The 20,836-nt window shown below is 74.4% G+C and carries 17 protein-coding genes; 8 read left to right on the top strand and 9 right to left on the bottom strand.

What is annotated here, in order from left to right:
* Positions 1-3 precede the first annotated feature (3 nt).
* Complete coding sequence (locus ACWD4U_RS06055; protein ID WP_363451447.1) at positions 4-381, bottom strand: hypothetical protein; 378 nt, start codon at positions 379-381, stop codon at positions 4-6.
* A 328-nt stretch (positions 382-709) separates the two neighbouring features.
* Between ACWD4U_RS06055 and ACWD4U_RS06050 the strand changes: the two genes are divergently transcribed.
* Complete coding sequence (locus ACWD4U_RS06050) at positions 710-3,541, top strand: AAA family ATPase (protein WP_363451449.1); 2,832 nt, start codon at positions 710-712, stop codon at positions 3,539-3,541.
* A gap of 56 nt (positions 3,542-3,597) precedes the next feature.
* Complete coding sequence (locus ACWD4U_RS06045) at positions 3,598-3,822, top strand: hypothetical protein (protein WP_363451451.1); 225 nt, start codon at positions 3,598-3,600, stop codon at positions 3,820-3,822.
* Between the two features lie 80 nt (positions 3,823-3,902).
* On the opposite strand, the gene ACWD4U_RS06040 is transcribed toward ACWD4U_RS06045, so the two are convergent.
* The gene (locus ACWD4U_RS06040) at positions 3,903-4,898 is read right to left on the bottom strand and encodes a phospholipase D-like domain-containing protein (RefSeq protein ID WP_363451453.1); all 996 of its coding nucleotides are present in this window, start codon (positions 4,896-4,898) and stop codon (positions 3,903-3,905) included.
* Positions 4,899-5,195: 297 nt separating this feature from the next.
* Here ACWD4U_RS06040 and ACWD4U_RS06035 point away from each other — a divergent pair, with 297 nt between their 5' ends.
* The 3 genes from ACWD4U_RS06035 to ACWD4U_RS06025 all read left to right on the top strand — a co-directional run bounded on the left by ACWD4U_RS06035 (position 5,196) and on the right by ACWD4U_RS06025 (position 8,533).
* Positions 5,196-7,487: a hypothetical protein gene (locus ACWD4U_RS06035; RefSeq protein WP_363451455.1), complete on the top strand. Its 2,292-nt coding sequence runs from the start codon at positions 5,196-5,198 to the stop codon at positions 7,485-7,487.
* 215 nt (positions 7,488-7,702) lie between these two features.
* Positions 7,703-7,960 (top strand): hypothetical protein, encoded by a 258-nt coding sequence (locus tag ACWD4U_RS06030; protein ID WP_363451456.1) that lies wholly within the window; start codon positions 7,703-7,705, stop codon positions 7,958-7,960.
* A 3-nt stretch (positions 7,961-7,963) separates the two neighbouring features.
* Positions 7,964-8,533: an acyl-CoA thioesterase gene (locus tag ACWD4U_RS06025; protein WP_363451458.1), complete on the top strand. Its 570-nt coding sequence runs from the start codon at positions 7,964-7,966 to the stop codon at positions 8,531-8,533.
* A gap of 240 nt (positions 8,534-8,773) precedes the next feature.
* Here the strand turns inward: ACWD4U_RS06025 and ACWD4U_RS06020 are convergent, their stop codons facing one another.
* Positions 8,774-10,162: a hypothetical protein gene (locus tag ACWD4U_RS06020; RefSeq protein ID WP_363451460.1), complete on the bottom strand. Its 1,389-nt coding sequence runs from the start codon at positions 10,160-10,162 to the stop codon at positions 8,774-8,776.
* A 187-nt stretch (positions 10,163-10,349) separates the two neighbouring features.
* A complete protein-coding gene (locus ACWD4U_RS06015; RefSeq protein ID WP_363451462.1) occupies positions 10,350-10,853 on the bottom strand; it encodes an SsgA family sporulation/cell division regulator in 504 nt (167 codons plus the stop codon).
* 525 nt (positions 10,854-11,378) lie between these two features.
* Between ACWD4U_RS06015 and ACWD4U_RS06010 the strand changes: the two genes are divergently transcribed.
* Complete coding sequence (locus ACWD4U_RS06010; RefSeq protein ID WP_363451464.1) at positions 11,379-12,593, top strand: hypothetical protein; 1,215 nt, start codon at positions 11,379-11,381, stop codon at positions 12,591-12,593.
* A gap of 72 nt (positions 12,594-12,665) precedes the next feature.
* Here ACWD4U_RS06010 and ACWD4U_RS06005 read toward each other — a convergent pair whose 3' ends face one another.
* The 4 genes from ACWD4U_RS06005 to ACWD4U_RS05990 form a co-directional block, all read right to left on the bottom strand.
* Complete coding sequence (locus tag ACWD4U_RS06005; RefSeq protein WP_363451466.1) at positions 12,666-15,278, bottom strand: collagenase; 2,613 nt, start codon at positions 15,276-15,278, stop codon at positions 12,666-12,668.
* A gap of 174 nt (positions 15,279-15,452) precedes the next feature.
* Positions 15,453-16,415, bottom strand: coding sequence for a LysR family transcriptional regulator (locus ACWD4U_RS06000; protein ID WP_363451468.1), 963 nt, complete (start codon positions 16,413-16,415; stop codon positions 15,453-15,455).
* A 653-nt stretch (positions 16,416-17,068) separates the two neighbouring features.
* Entirely contained in the window at positions 17,069-17,194 is a 126-nt protein-coding gene (locus tag ACWD4U_RS05995) for a hypothetical protein (protein WP_363451470.1), read from the bottom strand.
* Between the two features lie 50 nt (positions 17,195-17,244).
* Positions 17,245-17,970, bottom strand: coding sequence for a WXG100-like domain-containing protein (locus ACWD4U_RS05990; protein WP_363451472.1), 726 nt, complete (start codon positions 17,968-17,970; stop codon positions 17,245-17,247).
* Positions 17,971-18,323: 353 nt separating this feature from the next.
* Between ACWD4U_RS05990 and ACWD4U_RS05985 the strand changes: the two genes are divergently transcribed.
* Complete coding sequence (locus ACWD4U_RS05985) at positions 18,324-19,769, top strand: glyceraldehyde-3-phosphate dehydrogenase (RefSeq protein WP_363451474.1); 1,446 nt, start codon at positions 18,324-18,326, stop codon at positions 19,767-19,769.
* A 78-nt stretch (positions 19,770-19,847) separates the two neighbouring features.
* On the opposite strand, the gene ACWD4U_RS05980 is transcribed toward ACWD4U_RS05985, so the two are convergent.
* The gene (locus ACWD4U_RS05980; RefSeq protein ID WP_449787116.1) at positions 19,848-20,453 is read right to left on the bottom strand and encodes an ABATE domain-containing protein; all 606 of its coding nucleotides are present in this window, start codon (positions 20,451-20,453) and stop codon (positions 19,848-19,850) included.
* Between the two features lie 120 nt (positions 20,454-20,573).
* Between ACWD4U_RS05980 and ACWD4U_RS05975 the strand changes: the two genes are divergently transcribed.
* Complete coding sequence (locus ACWD4U_RS05975; protein WP_363451745.1) at positions 20,574-20,828, top strand: cupin domain-containing protein; 255 nt, start codon at positions 20,574-20,576, stop codon at positions 20,826-20,828.
* Positions 20,829-20,836 lie beyond the last annotated feature (8 nt).

The raw sequence follows: 20,836 nt of genomic DNA, 5'->3' as shown, positions 1-20,836 counted from the left end.
GGCTCAGCGCGCCGCGGCGAAGGCGGCGGGCCGCACGCGGCGGGAGTCGGCGGACGGGCCCAGCGGGTGCGGCAGTTGGTGGACCCGGCAGCCCAGCTCCTCGAACCGGCGGACGGTGGCGTCCGCGGCCTCGTCGTCCAGCGAGAAGACGAACGGCCCGGGGATCACCACGGCGGAGACCCGTCCTTCCTCGACCGCCTCGAGCAGCGCCTCCAGCGACGTCAGCGGTTCGCGGGAGCGGCGGCCGTTGTCCATGAAGACGGTGGCCTCGCCGAGGCCGGCGGTCAGCGCGTAGCGGCTCAGCACGTCCCAGAAGTCCAGCAGGTAGCCCGCGTCGTAAGGGTAGCAGCGCAGGTAGATGGCGGTGGGGCGGCTTGCCACCGGGCGGGTCCTCGTGTTCATGGCGCTCTCGCCTCCGGGTGGTGCGGGTGGGGCTCGTGCTTCCAGCCAAGGCCGCGAAGGGCGCCGGATCCAGGGCCGGCGGTGCCCAGTTCCGAGCGGGGGCGGCCGGGACATGGGTAGTCGCGGGCCGGTACCTGGGTAGTCGCCGACGCCCCCGGCGATGTGCGGTGGTGTTCGGTCGTGGTGCACATCGGCCGGGCCCACCGGTCTGTCGCCGATCGGCCGGGCCCACCGGTCTGTCGCCGGTCCGCGCCGGGCGGGGGGGCAGTAGCGTGAAGGTACCTTCCAGGCGGGTCAGGAGCGGCAGATGGCAGGCACCGGACGGCACCCCGGCCGGGCGGCGGACCGGCACGGCTTCGCGTTCGTCGGACGCGACGGCGAACTGCGGGAGCTGGTCGCCCTGTTGTCGGCCCGCCCGGCCATCGCCCTGATCCAGGGCGAGGCTGGCGTCGGCAAGACCCGGCTGGCCGCCGAGGCCGCCGAGGCGCTGCGCGCACAGGGCGTCGGCACGGTCACCGGCCGCTGCCACCCGCTGCGCGAACCCCTCGCCTTCGGCCCGGTGATCGACGCGCTCGACACGCTCGGCCCGCTGCTGCCCCCGGATGCCCGGCTCCCCGCCGCCACCGGCGCCCTCGCCCCGCTGCTGCCCGCCCTCGCCGACCGGCTGCCCCCGCCGCCCGAGGCACCCGCCGGCCCCGGCGAACAGCGCCAGGCCGTGCTCCACGCCACCCGCGCCCTGCTCGCCGCGGCCGCCCCCGTCGTGCTGGTCGTCGAGGACGTGCACTGGGCCGACGACGCCACCCGGGAACTCCTCCTGCTGCTGGCCGGCAGCCTGCCCGACGACGTCGGCCTGGTCCTCACCTTCCGCGGTGAGGAGCAGCAGGGCCCGCTGCTCGGGCGGGAGTTCCGCCGCCCCGCCGGCACCGGCCTGCGCGAACCCGTGCTGCACCGGCTGGACGCCCCGGCGCTCGCAGCGCTGGCCGGCTCCGCCCTCGGCGCGGCCCCCGACCGCCAGGTCACCGACGCCCTGTACGAACGCAGCCACGGACTGCCGCTGATCGCCGTGGAGGACCTGATCACCCTCAGTGGTCAGACCGGCGCCGCCCGCAGCCCCGACCTGCTCGGCGTCCCGCGCAGCCTGCGCGAGGTGCTCGCCGCCCGGATCGAACGGCTCACCCCGGACGCCGTCGCCCTGGTGAACGCCGCCGCGGTCCTCGCCCTCCCCGGCCCGGAGGCGCTGCTCGCCGACGCCGCCGGCCTGTCCGCCGACGCCGGCACCGACGCGCTGACCGACGCCCTCGACCGCTCCGTCCTGGTCGAACAGGGCCCGGACAGCTACGGCTTCTCGCACGCCCTGGCCCGCCGCGCCGTCTACGACGCGCTGCCCGGCCCGGTCCGCACCCGGCTGCACCGTCGCGTCCTGCACCTGCTCACCGCGCAGCAGCCGCCACCGCTGGTGCAGATCGCCCACCACACCCGGGCCCTCGGCGACACCGCGCAGTGGCTGGTGCACGCCCGCGCCGCCGCCGACCAGGCGATGGCCGTCGGCGACCTCGGCACCGCCGCCCTGATGCTCCGTCAACTCATCGACCACCCAGGCCTGCCGGCCGAGGACCTCGGCGTCGCCGCCCGCTCGCTCGCCGAGGCCGTCGCCTACACCGCCGAGGGCACCGACACCACCGTCGACGCGCTGCGCCGCATCGTCGACACCCCCGGTCTGGCCCCCGCCGACCGCGGCGAGATCCGCGCCCGGATCGGCAACATCCTGCGCACCCGGCTCGGCGGCTCCCACGGACTGGCCGAACTCGAGCAGTCCGCAGCCGAGTTGGAGGCCGACAACCCGGTCCACGCGGCCAAGACCTTCGCCGTCCTCGCCGCCATGGACTCCGGCGACGCCACCGCCGCCGAACGCCGGGCCTGGATGGACCACGCCCTCGCCATCCTGGACCGGGTGGACGACCCCGAGGCCGCTGCGGTGGTCGGGATCAACCGCATGGTCCTCGTTCCCGACTGCGCCGACCCCGGCATCCCCGCCCTGGTCGCCGCCCTGCCCCGGCACACCGACAGCCCGAAGCTGAAGTTCTGCACCGTCGTCGGCCTGTCCAACGCCGCCGAGACCGCCTTCCTCACCGGTCAGGACCGCCGCACCGGCCCCTGGGCCGCGGAGGCCGCCGCCCTCGCCGAACGCGACGGCCTCAGCCTGATGATGATGTACGTCCGCAGCTACCCGCTGCTCCTCGACTGGGCGGGCGGCCACTGGCAGCGATGGGACGCCGGACTCGCCGACTACCGCGCCGGGTTCCCGGACAGCCCGCTCGCGGACGGCGGACTGCTCGCCGCCGCCCAGGCCGGCATCGACGCCGCCCGCGGCCACACCGCCCGCGCCGTCGAGCGCCACCGGCAGTGCCTGGACACCGACCCCACCGACCTGCTCACCCTGCCGCACGCCGCCGGCCTCGCCCGCCTCCAACTCGCCCAGGGCGAGCCGGAGGAGGCCTGGCGCACGCTCACCCCCGCGGTCCGGCTGCTGCGCCGCCGCGAAGCCTGGCCGTTCGCCAACGACCTGCTGCCCACGGCCGTCGAGACCGCCCTGCTGCGCGGCGACCGGGTCACCGCCGCCGCCCTCGCCGCGGAGCACGCCGCCGGGATCGCCGGCCTGGACTGCCCCGGCGCGGTCGCCGAACAGCACCTGGCTGCCGGCCTGCTCGCCGAACAGGCGGCCGACGCCGCGACCGCCTTCGACCGGGCCCGGGACGCCTGGCAGGCCGTCGGCCGTCCCTACCCCGCGGCGCTCGCCGGCGAACGCGCCGCGCTGGCCCGGCCCGCCGACGAGGCGGCCGCCGGGCTCACCGCCGCCATCGAGGTCCTCGACCGGCTCGGCGCGGTCAGCGACGCCTCCCGCTGCCGCCGCCACCTGCGCACCCACGAGTCCGCCGCCGTCCCCCGCGCGCCCCGCGACCCCGCCGACACCCTCTCGCCGCGCGAACGCCAGGTGGCCGGACTGCTCGCCGAGGGCGCCAGCAACAAGGAGATCGCCGCCGCGCTCTACCTCTCCGAGCGGACCGCCGAACACCACGTCGCCGCAGTGCTGCGCAAGCTCGGCACCACCCGCAAGTCCCTTCGTGACAAAGCGAGTTGACCGCACGCCCGGCGGGTATCGACCCGAAGGGGGCGGGGCCGGGCCGAGGGGGAACCGTGCTGCGGAGGATCGTGTGCGTGCTGGGCGCGCTGGTGGCGGCGGGCCTCTCCGCCTTCCTGATGGTGCTGGTGGTGAAGTACGGCCAGGTCTGGGCCTACTTCCTGATCATCCTGGTCGCGCCGTGGTCGGTCTTCCTGCTCCTCCTGGGCTTCATGGACGACGACGGCGACGCGGGCAACGACATCCCGGGCGGCGACGGGGGCGTCGGGCTCGGCCTGTGACGGACCGTCAGTGCTGTGAGCGCGGGTCACAGGACGAACGCCTGCCCGGCCGCCGTCCGGTCCGCCGGTCGGAGGGTGGGTCAGCCCGGGTACTTGGTGCCGCCGTTGAAGTCGGCGGTGAAGGTGGTCTCGATGCCGGTGAGGACGCCGGGGTCGGTGACGATCAGGCCGAGTTCGCGGTTGTGGTTGAGGGAGTTGTCGGAGAAGTTCTCCGAGCCGGCGAAGACCTTGGCGGTGGCGGTGCCGTAGTCGGCGACGATGGTCTTGGCGTGGACGTAGAGGCCGGTGGTGCCGTTGTAGGTGACGACCTTGCCGCCCGCGCCGACCACGGCGGAGAAGGAGCTGCCGTAGCTGGAGGGGTTCATGCCGACCACGCGGACGGCGACGCCGCGCCTCGCCGCGGCGACGACCGCGTTGACCAGCGCGGTGTCGCCGAACTCCAACTGCTCGACGTCGAGCGAGTGCTGGGCGCCGTTGATCAGGGCGAGCAGGCGGGTCTGCGAGTCGGTGGGGGACCAGACCAGGTTGTCGCCGTCCGGCGGGGTGATCGAGGTCTTGGCGTAGTCGGCGTTGAAGACCTGCTCGATCGCGGCCACGTCGGCGGCGTCCGCGTCGAAGACGCCGAAGTCGCGGTCGTTGGCGTAGTAGGTGGAGTCGAGGTTGCCGGTCATCACCAGGGACTTGGCGCCGTCCACGGTGATCGTCTTCTGGTGGGTGTAGACGAACGACGAGGAGGAGTACACCACGCCCGCGCCGCCCGAGCGGAGGGCGTTGAAGGCGGAGGAGTTCACCGAGGTGTGCGCGCCGTCCAGGATCACCCGGACCTTGACGCCGGCCTTCTGACGGTTCACCAGCGCGGTGACCGCGGTGGTGTCCCGCAGCTCGTACATGGTGACGTCGACGCTGCGGGTGGCGGTGTTGATGAAGTCGTAGACGGCGGTGTGGCTCTGGTCCGGGAAGACCAGCAGCGCGTAGGCGCCCGCGGCGTGGGCCGGGACGGCGGTCAGCGCGGTCGCGGCGGCGGTGGCCGTGGCGGTGAGCAGGAGGGCGGCACGGCGCGCGAGGGTGCTGGGCATCGGGGATTCTCCCTGCGGTGACGTGGTGCACGGCACCGGCTCCCGGACGGGGGAGCCGGCCTGGGCGGAGCAGCTGAGCACGGTGCGAAGGAGCCCTGGGAGTGTGGCAGTGCCATGGTTTACGCGCATAGACGCCGGAGATGGCGCGTACATGAACCGAAGGCGGTGAACGGGCGCACCCACCCGACGCCCGCTCAAGTAGGCTGGCCGCCGCCGGAGCGAGGGGCGGCGTCGACGGCGCGCCCCCGCAGCGCCACGGGGACCGGCGAACGGGGACGACGAAGAGGAACAGTGCACGTGGACACCGGCGCACTCACCGGTCTGCGGACTGCCGGGGACCTCCCGGACGCCGACGCCCCGTCAGCCGCGGGCTGGCGGTACGTGGTCGACCAGGGCTACGACCCGGCGGGCCGGGTGCCCGGCCACGCCGTCCAGGGCGGCTGGCCGCCCGGACCGGACGCCCCCTACCGGCCCAACCCCGGCCACGGCCGGCCGCCGAGGGCCTCCGCCGCGACGGCCTCCGCGGCCGTCACCCCCGCCCCGCTGCCGCCGCTCGGCGCCGGCCGCCGCCCCGCCGCCCGGGCCCTGCTGTCCTGGCTGGACGACGAACGCGCGCCCCGGCTGTGCCGGGTGACGGGCTCCTCCGGCAGCGGCCGTACCCACCTGCTGACCTGGCTCGCCGCCGCCTGCCCGCCGGACCACCCGCGGCCCGGCCGCCGGGTGCACGCCCTGCTGGACGCCGAGGGCCTGACGGTCCGTTCGGCCACCGCCCGGCTCGCCGACCTGCTCGGCGTCTTCGCCCGCGAACCGGCCGACCTGCTCACCGCCCTGCAGGACGGCCAGCCCCGGGTGGTGGTGGTCACCGACCTCGACCGGGCCGGCAACGCCCAACTGCCCGGCACGGCCGCGCGGATCGCCCGCGAGCTGCTCGCCCCGCTGCTCGCCCTGCCCTGGCTGCTCCTGCTGGTCGACACCGCCCACGAACCCGCCGCCCGCGCGCTCACCACGGCCGCCCCGGCCGGCGCGGTGCTCGACCTGGACGAGCCGCAGTGGACCGACCCCGGCCAGTTCGCCGCCTGGTGCGCCCAGCTGGCGGGCCGTCAGGTCGACCCGGCCGCCGTCCACCCCAGCCCCGGCCTGGCGCTGCTCGCCGCCCGCATCCCCCCGACCGTCCCGCTGCCCCGGCTGCCCGCCGGGACCCCCGTCGGCGAACGGGCCGGCGCCCTGGCCGCCACCTGGTGGGCCGCCGTGCCGCCCGCCGAACGCGCCGCCCTGCAGGCGCTGCACGCCGCCGAGGCGCCCGTCAGCACCGAGCTGTGGGCCACGCTGCCCGGGGCGGGCGGCCCGGCCGCCGTACACGCCGCCGCCGAGCTGCTGCCGCCGCCCGCCGTGGTGGGTCGCCGGCGGCTGCGCCCGGAGGTACTCGCCCGGCAGGTCGCCGCCGACACGCCGCCGGTCGACCACCCGGGGCTGATGTGGGAGATCGCGGGCGGCATACCCTCCGGCCCCGGCGGCCGACCCGATCTCGCCGCGGCCGACCCGGAGCGGCTCGCGCTGCTCGTCCAGCACGCGGCCGCCGCCGACCCGGCCTCCCCGCTGCTGGACGACCCCGACGTCCTGCTGCACGCCGAACCGGCCGCCGTCACCGCGGCCTTCGAGCGCGCCCACGCGGCCGGCGCCCCGGTCACCGCGCTCGCCGCGGCCTGGCAGCTCGCCGCCCCCGACCGCACCGCCCTCGCCCACCCCGCCGAACGGGCCGGCGCGCTGCACGCCTGGCTGGTCGGCCGCGAACCCGCGGCCGCCGCGCACTGCGCCGCCGTCGCCGGACCGTACTGGCGCACCCACTGGAGCCGCCCCGCCGCCGGACCCGCGCTGATCGCGCTCGGCCGCGGCCCGCTCACCGGACAGCTGCTGCTCGCCGCCGACGGACGGCTCGGCCTGCTCGACCCGGCGACCGGTCAGGAAAGGGCCGTGCCACTGCCGCTGACGGACCGTTCGGCCGTCGCGCTGGCCTGCGCGGGCGACGGCGGCGCACTGCACCTCTCACCGGCCGGACCGGTCTCCGTGCTGCCGCTCGGCGGACCGATCGGCGCGCCCTCCTCCGCCGCCGTCGCCCTCCCGCCGGTCACCGCGCTCGCCACCCTCGACGACGCGCTCGCCCACGGCACGGCCGACGGCCGCACCGGCTGCCGCCTGCTCGCCGAGGACACCGCCCACGAACCCGAACAGCCGCTGCACGACGGGCCGGTCACGGCGATCGCCCTGGCCGAGGTCGACGGCGGCACCCTGGTGGTCAGCGGCGGCGCGGAAGGCCGCGTGCACTCCTGGATGCCGGCGCGCGCCCCGCTGCCCGAGCCGATCGACGCCCGCCCGTACTCCGTCACCGCCCTCGCCGTCTCCGCCACCCCCGCCGGCCTGCTGCTCGCCGCCGCCTGGTCGGACGGCCTGCTGCGCCTGCGCCGCTGGGGCGCCGCCGCCACCGCACTCGACCTCCGCCTCGGCAACCCCGCCACCGCGCTCGCCGTCACCCCCGACGGCCTGGTGCTCGCGGCCCTCCCGGAGGCCCTGCTCGCCCTCACCTTGGAGTAGCCCGGCACACCGGTTCCGACGTCGTTCGGCGGTAGCGCCGGCCATGGCGCGTTGAAAGTCGCCCCCGGACCCGCCACCTTCAACAAACATCGAGGAATCTCACCATTTCCGGTGCCATATCGATCGAGTTTGATCACCGGGAGGACATCGGGCGTCAATGGGGCCGCCGGTTCTATCCCTCCACGTTGACGAAACTGACTGGAAATGAGGAACCGATGCCTGAGTACCGTGGCGGGGTCGATCTTGTGGAGATGGAGTGCGCGGCCCTCGCCGGGCTGCCCGCGGCCGAGCGGCTGACCGAACTCGAACGCCTCTGCCGGCGCACCGAGAAGATTCTCGGCCGGGCCGTCCTGGACACCGCCTCCGAGGTCTACGAGCAGGGCGACGACGCGGCCCTGCGCCGCTCGCCCTACGCCTACGGCTACCTGCGGCGCACCCTCGGCTTCCGCGGCGATCACCGGACGGACGGCTGACCGGTGTACACCTACCTGTGCCGGACCCGCTGGGGCGACATGGACGCCTTCGGGCACGTCAACAACCTGAAGGTGCTGCAGTACGTGCAGGAGGCGGTCTACTGCCTGCTGTACGACGACACCGGGGGCCAGGACCTGTTCGAGGACGGCTTCATGATCGCCCGTCATGAGATCGACTACCGGGCGCCGCTGTACCACTGCCCCACCCCGCTGCCCGTGCAGATCTGGGTGGAGCGCCTCGGCCGGTCCTCGATCAGCACCAACTGCGAGGCCCGCCGCCGCGGACACGTGGTCTTCCAGGCCCGGACGGTCACGGTGGCGACCGACGCCGAGACCAGGCGCAGCCGCCCGCTGCGCGAGCCGGAACGGCAGCACCTCAGCCGGTACCGGGTGCGCTCCACCACCCTGACCGCCCCCGGCGGCCGCGGCCCGGGCACACCCGCCACCCGCACCCCGGCGGCACCGGCCGCGCGCTCCTCGGCCGCGCCCGCCGGCCGGCCGCCGCGCGCGGGTTTCAACACCGGCACGACTTCAACCGGAGTCGGCAACGCCCTGCCGGGACACCGGCGGTGACCCGCCCATACTGCTGGGCGGGAGGCCGCGCATCCGGCCTCCGACCGGGCCGGCTTCTGCGGTGGGTGGCCGGGCCGCGGTGGGCGGCGGCGGCACGGGATCCGTCCCGGCGGACGGGTCGGCGGGAACCACCAGGGCGTAGTAGGAGGGGTCGTTCATAGCGGAAGTGATCACCAGCCGGCCCGCCCGGCCACACCCGCGGACGGCCCCGCTCACCCCCGCGCGCGGCCGGGCTCCGGGCTACCCGCCCAGCCGCGCGAACCGGCCCTCCAGCCGGGCCAGTTGCAGGGAGGTGGCGGGCGAGCGCAGGGCCTCGTGGCGCTCCCGGAAGGTCGCGTGGGCCCGCCTCGCCTGGTGGATGTTGCCCGCGTCCAGCTCCAGGTGGGCCAGCTGCAGCAGCGACACCCCGATGGTGCGGTGCTCGCCCTGCGGCCGGGCCCGCAGCGAGGCCCGCAGGTACGACAGCGCCGACTCGGTGGCCCGCAGCGCCTGGTGGACCTGCGCGGTCTGGTACAGCAGGGCCGGCTCCGGGTACCGGTGCGGGCCGCCCTCGCTCGCCGCCCGGCCCGCCCACTGCTGCGCCCCGTCCAACCGGCGCATCGCCTCCCCGGCCTGCCGCAACCGGGCCGCCGCCACCGCCTGCTGCGCCAGCACGAACGCCCGTACCCCCGGCGCCGCGGCGCCCGGCAGGTGCTCGGCCGCCGCGTCCGCCAGCCGCGACGCGTACGCCTGGTGCCCCAGCGCCCCGGCCTGCGTGCTCTGGTCCCGCAGCGCCATCGACTCGGCCTGCCCGTCCTGTGCCTCCGCCGCCATCCGGTACGCCAGACGGTAGTGCCGCTGCGCCTCCCCGTGCCGGTTGTCGTCGGTGTAGGTGCGGCCCACCAGGCGCACCAACTGGGAGGCCGCGCTGAGCAGTTCGCGGTGCCGGAGGTCCGCGGCGGGTGACCGCAGCCAGGGCAGCACCTGGTCGCGCAGGTAGCCCAGCAGCAGCCCGCGGGCGATCGCCCCGCCGTACGCGTCGTAGTGCCGGGCCGCGAAGGCGGTCATCTCCCGGACCGCCTCCACCTGCCGCGCGCCGACCCGCTCCGCGCCCGCCCGGTCCATGCTCGGCCGGTCCATGGTCGGTCGGTCCGCGGTCGGCCGGGCCGCAGGCGCGGGTGCCGTGACCGGTGGACGATGGAACGGGCCGGTGCGGCACGGGAGTTGCGGCTCGGGTGCGGGCAGCCGCGGGGACGGCAGCAGGCGCACCTGGAAGAGAGGGGACGCGGACGTGTCGTCGTCCGGAGGGGCGGACTCGGGCCAGGAGTGCCACTGCCGCAGCCCGGCCACCGGATCGGTCGGCTCCGACTCCTCCGCGGAAAGGGCCCGCACGGGCGGACGCAGGCCGAGTTCGACCAGGCTGACCGGTCGCCCCAGCCGGCGGGCGAACGCCTCCTCCAGCAACTGGGGCCCGGGCGGCCGCGGCTGAGTGCCCGACAGCCAGTGCGCCACGGTCGTCCGGTCGTAGCCCACGCTCAGACCGCTCTCCCGGGCCACCTTCTGCAGGGCCGCGGCGAGGGCCGGCCCGTTCCATCCCGCCTCCGCCATGCAGCGGCGCAGCGCGGGATTCGGTCCACGGGCGTGTGCCATATTCAGATCTCCTCGTGCGGACCTTTCGACGTGGCGGTCCCAGAATAACCGGCGGCGAAGGCGGTGAAAGCCCGCTTTCCGGAAACCCCGGCTGTTCAACGCGGGAGGAGGGAAACCGATGCTGTTCGGTGGCGAAGGAGTGAGGGAGGGTAAAGCAGAGTCAAAGCCGGGTGGTGAAAGGTGATTGTCAGCTCGGCAGTCCCTCCGGCCCGGGGAGCGGTCGGTCGGGGCGGTGCTCGGGGCGGTGGTCGAGGAGGCGGCGAAGCAGGGTGTCGGTGTCGAGGTAGTGGTGCTCGAAGCCGGGCGGGACGAGCCGCTCCGTCAGCCGCAGGAAGTCGCGGACCGGTTCGACGGGCGTGCGCAGCACCGCGGTGTGGCCCGGGGTGGAGAGCGCGATGGCGACCAGTTCCGGGTCGGCCAGCGAGCGCCGGATGGTGACGTCGCCGATCCCGGCCCAGCCGTCCAGCCCGGCGGACAGCAGGTCGCGGGCGAACAGCCAGGTGATCGGGTCGTCCAGGTCGGCGTGGCAGTCCAGGTGCACGGCGTACGGGTCGGCGCGGTGGTAGCGCAGCCGTGCCGGGACGGAGACCTGCAGGCCCGGACAGGGCTCCACGACGACGTCCAGCAGCAGCACGCAGTCCGCGTCACCGGCCCGGTCGAGCCGGTCGTGCGGGGTGTTCGACCAGTTCACCGGGACTCCTCCCGCGGTCGCACGATGCTCGGCCGCGCACCGGCCGCCGGCTTGCCGGGCGGTCGATCGCCCGGGGGCCGTTCGCCTGGCGGTCGTTCGGGTCGGGCGGGCTCGGCTCGGATGGCGTCGGATCGGACGGGGTCGGCTCGGACCGGTTCGGCTCGGACCGGTTCGGGTCGAGTCGGTTCGGACGGCGGCTGGAAGGAGAACCGGGGCAGCGCGACCAGTCGGGACCACTCCTGGTCCTGCCGGCCGGGCACGGTACGCCCCGCCTGGTGCCAGATGGTCACCAGTCGGGCGTAAATCGGGGCTTGCTGAATCGTTTCGTCTCTTACGCCCGTCAGGGCCCTTGGGTCGGCACTCACGTCCGGGGATAACGACCGAAACCCGGGGTGGTCACGCCACTTGCACCCGTGGGTGCGAGCGGAGTCGGCGAGGGCGGCCGGGTCCGGGTGCCCGGTCGATGCCGCGGCGGGTGCGAAAACGGCTCGCGGGAGGGTCCGGGGCCGGGCAGGATGTCCGGCCGTGACGGACGAGGACGACGACTTTCGGTACGCGCCGGTGGACACCCTGCCAGGGCTGATCCAGCGCGGGCGCGGGTTGGGGGCGGTGTGGGCGGAGCGCGAGCCTGCGGCGGCCGCTGCGGTGGCGCTGGCCTGTGTCCGGCGGGACACCAGGTGGGACTGGCAGGTCGATGACCGGCACGGCTACCTGGCCGGGCTGCTCGACCGCTCGGCGGTACCGCTGGAGCCGCTGCTGGAACAGCTGGCGGGCGACCAGGAGGAGTGCGAACGAGGGTTCCGTGTACTGGAGTTGCTCGCCCTGCGCGGGTCGGTCGAGGCCCGCGAGGCCCTGCGTGACCACGTCCGGCACGGTCCGTGGTGGCAGGACGTCCTGTGCTCGCTCGCCGACTGCTGGCCGCCCGAGTGGTGGGACGACCTGGCCGAGGACGCGGTCCGCCGTCTGGACGGCGGGCGGCCGGAGTGGCCGAACAGCCGGCCGTGGCTGCGCTGGCGGCAGGCGCTCGCGCCGGAGAGCCGGACCGCCCTGCGCCGCCACCGTCACCGGATCGGCCCGACCGACGCCGAACTGATCGCCGTCCTGAGGGACGCCGATGCCTCGCGGGCCGAGCGGGGCGCCGCCGTGGTGACCCTCGCCGGCCGTCCCGGGGTGAGCGAACTGATCCCCCTGGTACCGGACTTGGCATCGGCGGACGGGCAGCGGCCGCTGCCGCTGCTCGGCCGGGCGGTGGAGCGGGTGGGGGCGCCCGCGCTGGCCGCCGCGCGCGAGTGGGCCGCGGACGACCGGCCGTGGCTGGCGTGGCTCGGCCTCGGGGTGCTGGCCCGGCACGGGGAGCGGGAGGACCTGCCCCGACTGCTGCGGGAGTTGGAGCGCTGCTGGGGCGAACGCCGGTGGTGCGGGCCCGATCTGCTGGCGGACGGGCTGGGGCGGTTCGGTGCGGCGGCGGGTGAGGCGGAGGCGGTGCTCGGCCGGTACTGGCTGCACACCCCGCACTCGTACGAACGGCCCTCGTACCTGCGGGCGTTGGTGGCGATCCGGCCGGGCGCGGTGGACGCGCTGCTGTACGAGTCGCTGTGGGACTGCGAGCCGGCCGCCCGGCTGCTGGCGGTGGAACGGGCCCCGGACGGGACCGAACTGCGCCGCCGGCTGTCCGAGTTGCGGGACGACCCGGCGGAGCAGGCCGAGGTCCGGGCGGCCGCGGCGGCGCGACTGGGCTGACGCCCGTGGTGAACGCCGACCGGGCAGCCACGGCTGGAGGCCGTGGCTGCCCGGTGGGTGGGGGTCAGCGGGTCAGAACTGGGTGGTGATGGTCACGCCGCTGAAGTCGGTCGCGGCGTAGAGGCTGAGGTAGCGGTAGCCGGCCGTGGGGTTGGTGACCGTGATGGTCTGGGTGGTGGTGCCGGGGGTGGTGGAGGAGGCGGTGAAGGCGCTGGGGGAGGCCCAGGTGCTGTCGTTGTAGTAGAGGTACGCGGTGCCGGTGCCGCCGCTGGCGGTGATCTTCAGGGTGGTGGTGCCGGCCGGCAGGTAGACGTACAGGTAGTCGAGGTTGCCGGCGGTGCGGGCGCGGCCGGTGCGGGAGCAGTTCTGGCCCATCGCGTCGGTGCGCTGGTCGGTGCAGGTCGGCAGCGTGGTGCCGGCGCCGACGGCGACGGTCACCGAGGCCGGGGTGGCGGTGGAGCGGCCGTTGGCGTCGGTCACGGTCAGGGCGACGGTGTAGGTGCCCGCGTTCGCGTAGGTGTGGGTCGGGTTCTGCACGTCCGCGGAGGTGCCGTCGCCGAAGGTCCAGTGCCAGGAGGTGATCGGCGCCGGGCTGTTGGTGACCACCGAGCGGTCGGTGAGGGTGACGGTCGGGCCGCTGACGGACTGGGTGAAGAGCGCGGTCGGGCCGGTGGCGTAGCAGGCACCCGAGGCGCAGGCGCTCAGCCAGGCGTCGAAGTCGGCGTCGTACGAGGTGCCGAGGCCGTTGTAGACCGCGTAGCCGCCCTGGTAGTCACCGGTGCGGAAGTGGCCGAGCATGGCGTAGACGTCCGCCGGGTGCTTCTCGACCATGTACCGGACCGCCATGTATCCCCACGGGTAGACCCGGTTGGAGTCCGAGTTGGAGTAGGTGTTCTGGAAGATCGTGCTGAGCTTGTAGGTGTGCTTGCCGGCCTCGGTCATCGCCTGGGTGTCGGTGACGCCGCGGTAGGTGTACGACTGGTACTCGGCGACGCCCTCGATCCACCAGATGTCCGGGACGGACGTCTCGGCGCCGAAGTTGCCCTTCATGTCGTAGATGTTGTCCAGGTAGTGCGTGTACTCGTGGTTGAGGTTCCACACGTTGCCCGGGAAGTCGTCGTTCCAGGACTTCTGGTACATCACGCAGACCGGCTGGTTGTTCGGGTCGGTGACGTCCATGACGGTCTGGCCGCCGTTGTCCGTCGAGTTGCCGTAGATCGCCCAGGAGTACGTCTGGTAGTCGGCGGCGGAGGCGAAGACCGGCATGATGACGGTCTTGCCGTACTGGTTCGGGACCGGACCGGTGTCCTTCACCAGGTTGTGGAAGAAGCCGTCCTCGCCGCGCAGGCTCGCGCAGACCGGCTGCAGCTGAGCGACCGTCAGGGCCTGGGCGCGCAGCGTGCGGTTGTCGCAGACCAGCACGTTCGGCAGCACGGTGTCCGCCAGCTTGGTCGGCAGGTCGCAGATGCCGTAGTACGAACACTGCGCCCGGTCGTAGGAGTTGGCGTTGTACGCCACGTGCACGTAGAGCGGGCCGGTGGTGCCGAGGATCGCGGTGGTGTCCAGGACCTGCTTCACCAGCGGCTTGGCCACGCTCTCGATCGCGGTGCTGTCGCCGGCCATCCGGGCCAGGTCGTTGCCCGCGTTGACGTCCAGGAAGGCGTTGGCGGTGCCGAGCAGGTCCTTGTGGTTCTGCACGAACCCGGCCAGCGCGCCGACCAGGCTGGTGTCGGCGCCGACCGCGTTGATGAAGTCGCTGTTCCAGTTCGCGCGCCACAGCGGCGCGAACAGCAGCGCGTTCACCGAGTCCACCATCCGCGGGGACGCGTTGTAGCCGTTGTTGTACCCGTTCAGCAGCTGCTTGTAGACGTTCAGGTAGCCGGCCTGGACGTTGGCGCTGTCGGTGAGGATCACCACGTCGTACAGCACGACGCCGTTGGCGTCGTTGACGTCGGTCCAGTGGCTGCCCGCGAAGAACCGGTCCAGGCCCGCCTTGGTGGCGGCGGTCAGCGAGGAGTCGTACGGGCCGACCGCGCCCGCGTTGTAGGACTGGACGTAGTAGCCGGCCCGCAGGAACTGCACCAGCTGCAGGATGCCGGCGGAGTTGGTGCCGTCGTAGCCGGCCGCCAGGTCCTTGAAGGCGCCCGCGACGGTCAGCATGTTGGCCTGCTTGAAGATCGCGCCGGCGTCGCTGCCGGTCACGTTGAACAGCGTCTTCACGCAGGTGGTGGTGGAGCCCTCGACGAAGGCCACCAGGTCGGCACCGGAGCGGCTGCCGAAGTCGGCGGCGGTGCAGGTCTGGGCGGCCGCGGCGAGTGTCCCCGCGGCGCCGCTCGCCGAACCGGTGGCGCCCTTGGCCGACTTGGCGACCGGCTGGGCGGGGAGGGCCTGGTACGGCCGGGGCGTGGTCTGCACGGCGGTGCCGGCGGGCTGGCCCGCCACCACCTGGTTGAGCAGGGCAGGCGGCAGCGGGGCGGCGACCGGGGTGAGCGTGTCGGGCGCGGCCGCGACGATCGGGCCGAGCGGCTTGGGGGCGGTGTCCGCGACGGCGGCGCCGACCCGGGCCTTGCCGGCGGCCGGCGCCGGGGCGGCGGAGGCCGGGACGGCCGGCAGCAGGGCGGCGACCGTGGCACAGCCGGCCAGCAGGCCGGCCGTCAGGGTGGGAAGGGGTATGCGCAGGCGCACTGCTTCTCCTGTGGGGGAGTTCACTGGGCATCAGCTGGGGGGTGACGCGAGTGCATCCTGGCATCGGGCGGGGCGTCAGAACAATGTCACAGGTCATATGACATTGCACTGGGGTGGCATAACACGATTGGGGAGGGGTTGGTGAGGTGAACGGACGGGGTGCCGGCCCGGACCTCAGGGGCGCGGTGGACGGAAGCTGCGCGCGGCCCAACTGTGCAGGTGGGGAGCCTCGGCGGCGAGGTCGCGGTGGGCGGCGGTGGCGGCGGCGACCAGGGTGTCGGCGAGGGCCGGGCTGACCGCGGTGCGCCGCCAGAGCAGCGCGTGGCGCAACCACAGCGGGCTGCCGAGCAGTGGCTTCAACACCGCTCCGTACGCGGGTGCGGTGCTCGCCGGGACCAGCGCGACGCCCAGGCCGGCCGCCACCAGGTCCAGCAACTCGCGCCGTCCGCAGCGGACTTCGTTGACCTGGGCGGGCGCGAAGGAGGCCGCCGTGCAGGCCGCCCGGAACAGCGCGGGCCAGGTGGGCCCGTCCAAGGTGGGGAGCAGCCAGGCCTCGGCGGCCAGGTCGGGCAGGGTCAACTCGGCGTGGTGGCGCAGCGGGTGGACGGCCGGGAGTGCGACGAAGGCCGGCTCGGTGGCGATGCCGCGAAGCCCGAAGTCGGGCGAGGGGCGGAGCTGGGCGCCGGGGTGGTCGAGGGCGAGGACGAGATCGGGCTGGGCGGGCTGCGGCGCGCCGGGGGATGGGGCGGGCGGGAGGTGGGGGGAGAGGGTGAAGCGGAGGTCGGGGCGGAGCTGGCGGGCCCTGGTGAGCAGGCCGGGCAGCAGGGCGGGGCTGGTCGCGGCGACCCGGAGATCACGGTGGGGGTGGTCGTCGCCCGCGCAGGCCGGGCCCTGGGCGAGCCGATCGACCCGGGCGAGGACCTCGCGGGCGGCGGCCAGGACCTCGGCGCCGAAGGTCGTGGGCACCACGCCGGAGGCCGTGCGATCGAACACGGACGCGCCCAGGTGGCGCTCGATGCGCCGCAGTTGGGTGCTGGTGGCGGGCTGGGACGCGCCGATGGTGGCCGCGGCCCGGCCCACGCTGCCGGTGTCGGCGATCGCGCAGAGCACCCGCAGGTGTCGCAGCTCCAGGTCCATGCGCCCTCCCTCGCGTGCAGCCGCGGCCCGCCCTGGCGGTGGCGAGGGGGAGCTGTGCAATTTCACACGCAACATGTCAGATGGTGTCGCTCACCTTCGCTGCGCGAGCGTGGCACGTCAAGAGCGAGGGTGAGGGTGGGGGGCGGCGCGGGCGCGTGGGTGTGGGGCGGGGAGGGGTGCTGCGCGAGGGTGGCACGTCAAGAGCGAGGGTGAGGGTGGGGGGCGGCGTGGGCGCGTGGGTGTGGGGCGGGGAGGGGTGCGCTGCGCGAGGGTGGCGGGTCGAGAGTGAGGGTGAGGGTGGGGGGGGGCGGCGTGGGCGCGTGGGTGTGGGGCGGGGGAGGGTGCGCTGCGCGAGGGTGGCGGGTCGAGAGTGAGGGTGAGGGTGGGGGGCGGCGTGGGCGCGCGGGTGCGGGGCGGGGAGGGTGCGCTGCGCGAGGGTGGCGGGTCCCGGGCGGGGGCGCGTGGGTGTGGGGTGCGATTTGCGACCGGTGAGGCGGTGGTCCGGGTGGCCGGTCAGGCCGCCGTGCGCGGCGTGGGTGACCACCAGTTCGGGCGGGCGACGAGGCCCTCGGGGCGGCCGACGGCACCCTGTGGGCCCGGACCCAGCTCGTGCAGCGCATCGGTGAGGTCGCCCACCCGGGGGCGCCGTTGGCTCAGCTCGCGGTGGCCATGGTGGTGGCTGCCCCGGCCGGGGTGTGCCGGGCGGGCGGGCCGTCGGCGGCTGGCGACTCGTCGTCGTCGCGGGCGGACCGCCTGCCGCGGGTGGGGTGCGGGCGCACTCTCCTGCGGCGGCGGCCGACGGTCCGTCATCGCGCGATGGGCGCCGGGTCTACTCGAAGCTGACCGAGGCCAGCTTCGACTGGAACACCTCGGCGTGGCCGGCCACCGTCTCGGCGTGCTCGTGCATCATCCGGGCGTGGTCGTCCAGCAGGTCCGGGTCGATCATGAAGCCGCTGCCGCCGCCCGAGCCGCCGCTCACCCCGAGCGCGGACTCGGCGGCCTGGAAGACCAGGCCGGAGACGGCGTTGGCGACGGTGTCGATCAGCGGGCCGATCGCCGCCTCGATCACCTGGCCGATGATGTACTGCTCCAGCTGCTGCTCGAGGTAGTTGATCAGCCGCTTGGCGGCCTCCTCGATCAGCGCCACGGCAGCCTCGGCGATGCCGAAGGTGGCCACCGCCGCGGCCTGGTCGGCGACGAACGCCGCGGCCAGCGCGATGAGTTCGCCGATCGTCTCCATCTTCATCGCGATGATCACGTCGGAGGCGATCTCCAGCGCCTGCGCCACCACGTGGCAGGCCTGCACCAGCTGGTTCAGGTGGCTGTCCGAGATGTTCGCCCACTTGGCCAGCAGCGCCTCGTAGGACGCGCCCTGGTACGCCTCGCCGAGCCGCTGGATGGTGTCCGTCGACTGCTGGTGCGCCGACTCGACGTTCTCCGCGAACTCCTTGACGTGCGAAGCGAACTCGCGCACGGAATCCTCGTTCACGCTCGGCCAGTTGATGCCGATGATGGACAGGAACGACACGACCTCGCCGGGCAGTTCGATCGCCATGGTGCCTCCCCGTTGGGACCTGGTGGCTCGCACGGTAGCGCCAACCCGGGTCCGGAGGCGGCGATTTGAACGAAGCTTGGTGATCCGGTCGCGAATCCCTCCGGCGGCCGGCCGGGCGGGGTGATGTTGGTCACGCTGTGTGCACCGTCGAGGGCGTCCGACGGGCCGTCAGATCGGGCCGCGGAGTGCGGCGGAGGCGGGCAGCCGTCTTCGCGGTGTGGCGGGCGTCACGCCGAACGGGGCCCGCGGGGGCGTACCACCGCTGGTCAGCGGGGGGACCGCCCGGTTGATCGCGGGCGGCCAAAGCTAGCATGGGAGCGCCTTAGCTCGGCCTACCCTCGAAAGTTGAACTTGTGACTGTCAATGACGACGTGTTCACGGACTGGATGAACCGCGAGGAGATCGCGGAGTCGATGATCCCGATCATCGGGCGGCTGCACCGCGAGCGGGACGTGAACGTCCTGCTGCACAGCCGTTCCCTGGTGAACAAGTCGGTGGTCAGCATCCTGAAGACGCACCGCTTCGCCCGCCAGATCGCCGGCGAGGAGCTCTCGGTCACCGAGACCATGCCGTTCCTCCAGGCCCTCACCACGCTCGACCTCGGTCCCTCGCAGATCGACCTCGGCATGCTGGCCGCCACCTACCGTGCGGACGACCGCGGCCTCACCGTCGAGCAGTTCACCGCCGAGGCGGTGGTCGGGGCGACCGGCGAGCACAAGCTGGAGCGCCAGGCCCCGCGCGACGTGGTGCTGTACGGCTTCGGCCGGATCGGCCGCCTGCTGGCCCGCCTCCTGGTGGAGAAGGCCGGCTCGGGCAACGGCCTGCGGCTGCGCGCCATCGTGGTCCGCAACAGCGGCGGCGAGGACCTGGTCAAGCGCGCCTCGCTGCTGCGCCGCGACTCCATCCACGGGCAGTTCCAGGGCTCGATCACCGTGGACGAGGCGAACAGCACCATCGTCGCCAACGGCAACGCGATCAAGGTGATCTACTCCAACGACCCCAGCGAGGTGGACTACACCGCCTACGGGATCAAGGACGCGATCCTGGTCGACAACACCGGCCGCTGGCGCGACCGCGAGGGCCTGTCCAAGCACCTGCGGCCGGGCATCGCCAAGGTCGTGCTGACCGCGCCGGGCAAGGGCGACGTCCCGAACATCGTGCACGGCGTCAACCACGACACCGTCAAGCCGGACGAGCAGATCATCTCCTGCGCCTCCTGCACCACCAACGCGATCGTGCCGCCGCTGAAGGCGATGGCCGACGAGTACGGCGTGCTGCGCGGCCACGTGGAGACCGTCCACTCGTTCACCAACGACCAGAACCTGCTGGACAACTACCACAAGGCCGACCGCCGCGGCCGCTCCGCGCCGCTGAACATGGTGATCACCGAGACCGGTGCCGCCTCCGCGGTCGCCAAGGCGCTGCCGGACCTGCAGGCGAAGATCACCGGCAGCTCGATCCGCGTCCCGGTGCCGGACGTCTCGATCGCCATCCTCAACCTGCAGCTGGCCCGCGAGACCACCCGCGAGGACGTCCTCGACCACCTGCGGGACGTCTCGCTGACCTCCCCGCTGAAGCGGCAGATCGACTTCATCGACTCGCCCGACGCGGTCTCCAGCGACTTCATCGGCTCCCGCCACGCCTCGATCGTCGACGCGGGCGCCACCAAGGTCGAGGGCGACAACGCGATCCTCTACCTGTGGTACGACAACGAGTTCGGCTACTCGTGCCAGGTGATCCGGGTCGTCCAGCACGTCTCGGGCGTCGAGTACCCGACCTTCCCGCGCCCGGCGGTCTGATCCGTTCGGAACCCTGGTGGAACCCCGGCCGGCCTGCGTGCCCGCCGGGGTTCCGGCGTTCCGGGGGCTGACGGACCGTCAGTTCTCCTTCTCGGCGCGCTTCCTGGCGTAGGCCCGGGCCGCCCGGACCCGGTCGCCGCAGCGGGTGGAGCACCAGTGGCGGGAGGCGTGGCCGCGGACCAGGAAGCGGGTGCAGGGGCTGCCGCCGCAGGCGGCGAGCTTCTCCGCGTCGGCGCCGGTCAGCAGGTCGGCGGCGTCGGCCGCGAGCAGCGCCATCGCGTGGTCGGCCAGCCGGTCCGCGGGGTGGGTGACCGAGCGGTGCAGCCCGAGGTCGGCGTCCCACCGCAGCAGTGGCGCGGACGGGGTGGCGGTCAGGGCGGCGTTGACGGCCGCCAGCGCGTCGGCGGGCGCGGGCCGGCCGGCGGTGTGGGCGTCCAGGAGTTCCCGCAGGGCGGCGCGCAGGCCGTGCAGCCGGCCGTTGCAGACGTCGTACACCTGCGCGCCGGCCGGGGCGAGACCGTGTTCGACCAGCCAGGCGGAGGTCTCGGCGGGTGTGGCGAGCAGGTCGAGCGTCCCGCCCGGGAGGGTCAGCGCGGAGTTGACGAAGTCCAGGGCGACGTACCGCTCGGCGCCGGGGGCGGGCGGGGGCGCGGGGGCGGCGACGGCGGCGGGACGCTGGCTCATGCCTCTCATGGTAAAGCGTCCAGTTGCCCGTGAGTGGGCGGGTCGCGGTGCGGGCCGGTGGGAGAATGATCGGGACCGCCGGGGCGAGGCCTGCCCGGCAAGCAGATGGTGCCGTCCGTGATGTACCCGCCGGTCGGTGACGCCCCTGCGGCCTACAAGTCCCACCCGGGCGAGGAGTTCCTGTTCGTGCACGCGGGTCGCGCCGAGCCGGCGTTCCCCGACCGGACGGTGCAGCTCGGCCCCGGCGACAGCGTGTACGTCAACTCCTTGGTGCCGCACCGGCTGCGCAGCCTGGACGGGCGGGCGGCCGAGGTGCTGCTGGTGATCCGCGACGAACCCGTGGCGGCGGAGGGCCGGGTCCCGTCGCTCCCGTGAGCCCCCGC

The sequence above is a fragment of the Kitasatospora sp. NPDC002522 genome, assembly GCF_053595195.1.
This window is presented reverse-complemented; position numbering and strand designations above follow the sequence as displayed.

Excerpts from the sequence above, each read along its gene's own strand:
- ACWD4U_RS06000 (WP_363451468.1), bottom strand. The coding sequence starts at position 16,415 with ATGGACCTGGAGCTGCGACACCTGCGGGTGCTCTGCGCGATCGCCGAC.
- ACWD4U_RS06050 (WP_363451449.1), top strand. The coding sequence starts at position 710 with ATGGCAGGCACCGGACGGCACCCCGGCCGGGCGGCGGACCGGCACGGC.
- ACWD4U_RS06030 (WP_363451456.1), top strand. The coding sequence starts at position 7,703 with ATGCCTGAGTACCGTGGCGGGGTCGATCTTGTGGAGATGGAGTGCGCG.
- ACWD4U_RS06040 (WP_363451453.1), bottom strand. The coding sequence starts at position 4,898 with ATGCCCAGCACCCTCGCGCGCCGTGCCGCCCTCCTGCTCACCGCCACG.
- ACWD4U_RS05980 (WP_449787116.1), bottom strand. The coding sequence starts at position 20,453 with ATGAGCCAGCGTCCCGCCGCCGTCGCCGCCCCCGCGCCCCCGCCCGCC.
- ACWD4U_RS05990 (WP_363451472.1), bottom strand. The coding sequence starts at position 17,970 with ATGGCGATCGAACTGCCCGGCGAGGTCGTGTCGTTCCTGTCCATCATC.
- ACWD4U_RS06020 (WP_363451460.1), bottom strand. The coding sequence starts at position 10,162 with ATGGCACACGCCCGTGGACCGAATCCCGCGCTGCGCCGCTGCATGGCG.
- ACWD4U_RS05975 (WP_363451745.1), top strand. The coding sequence starts at position 20,574 with ATGTACCCGCCGGTCGGTGACGCCCCTGCGGCCTACAAGTCCCACCCG.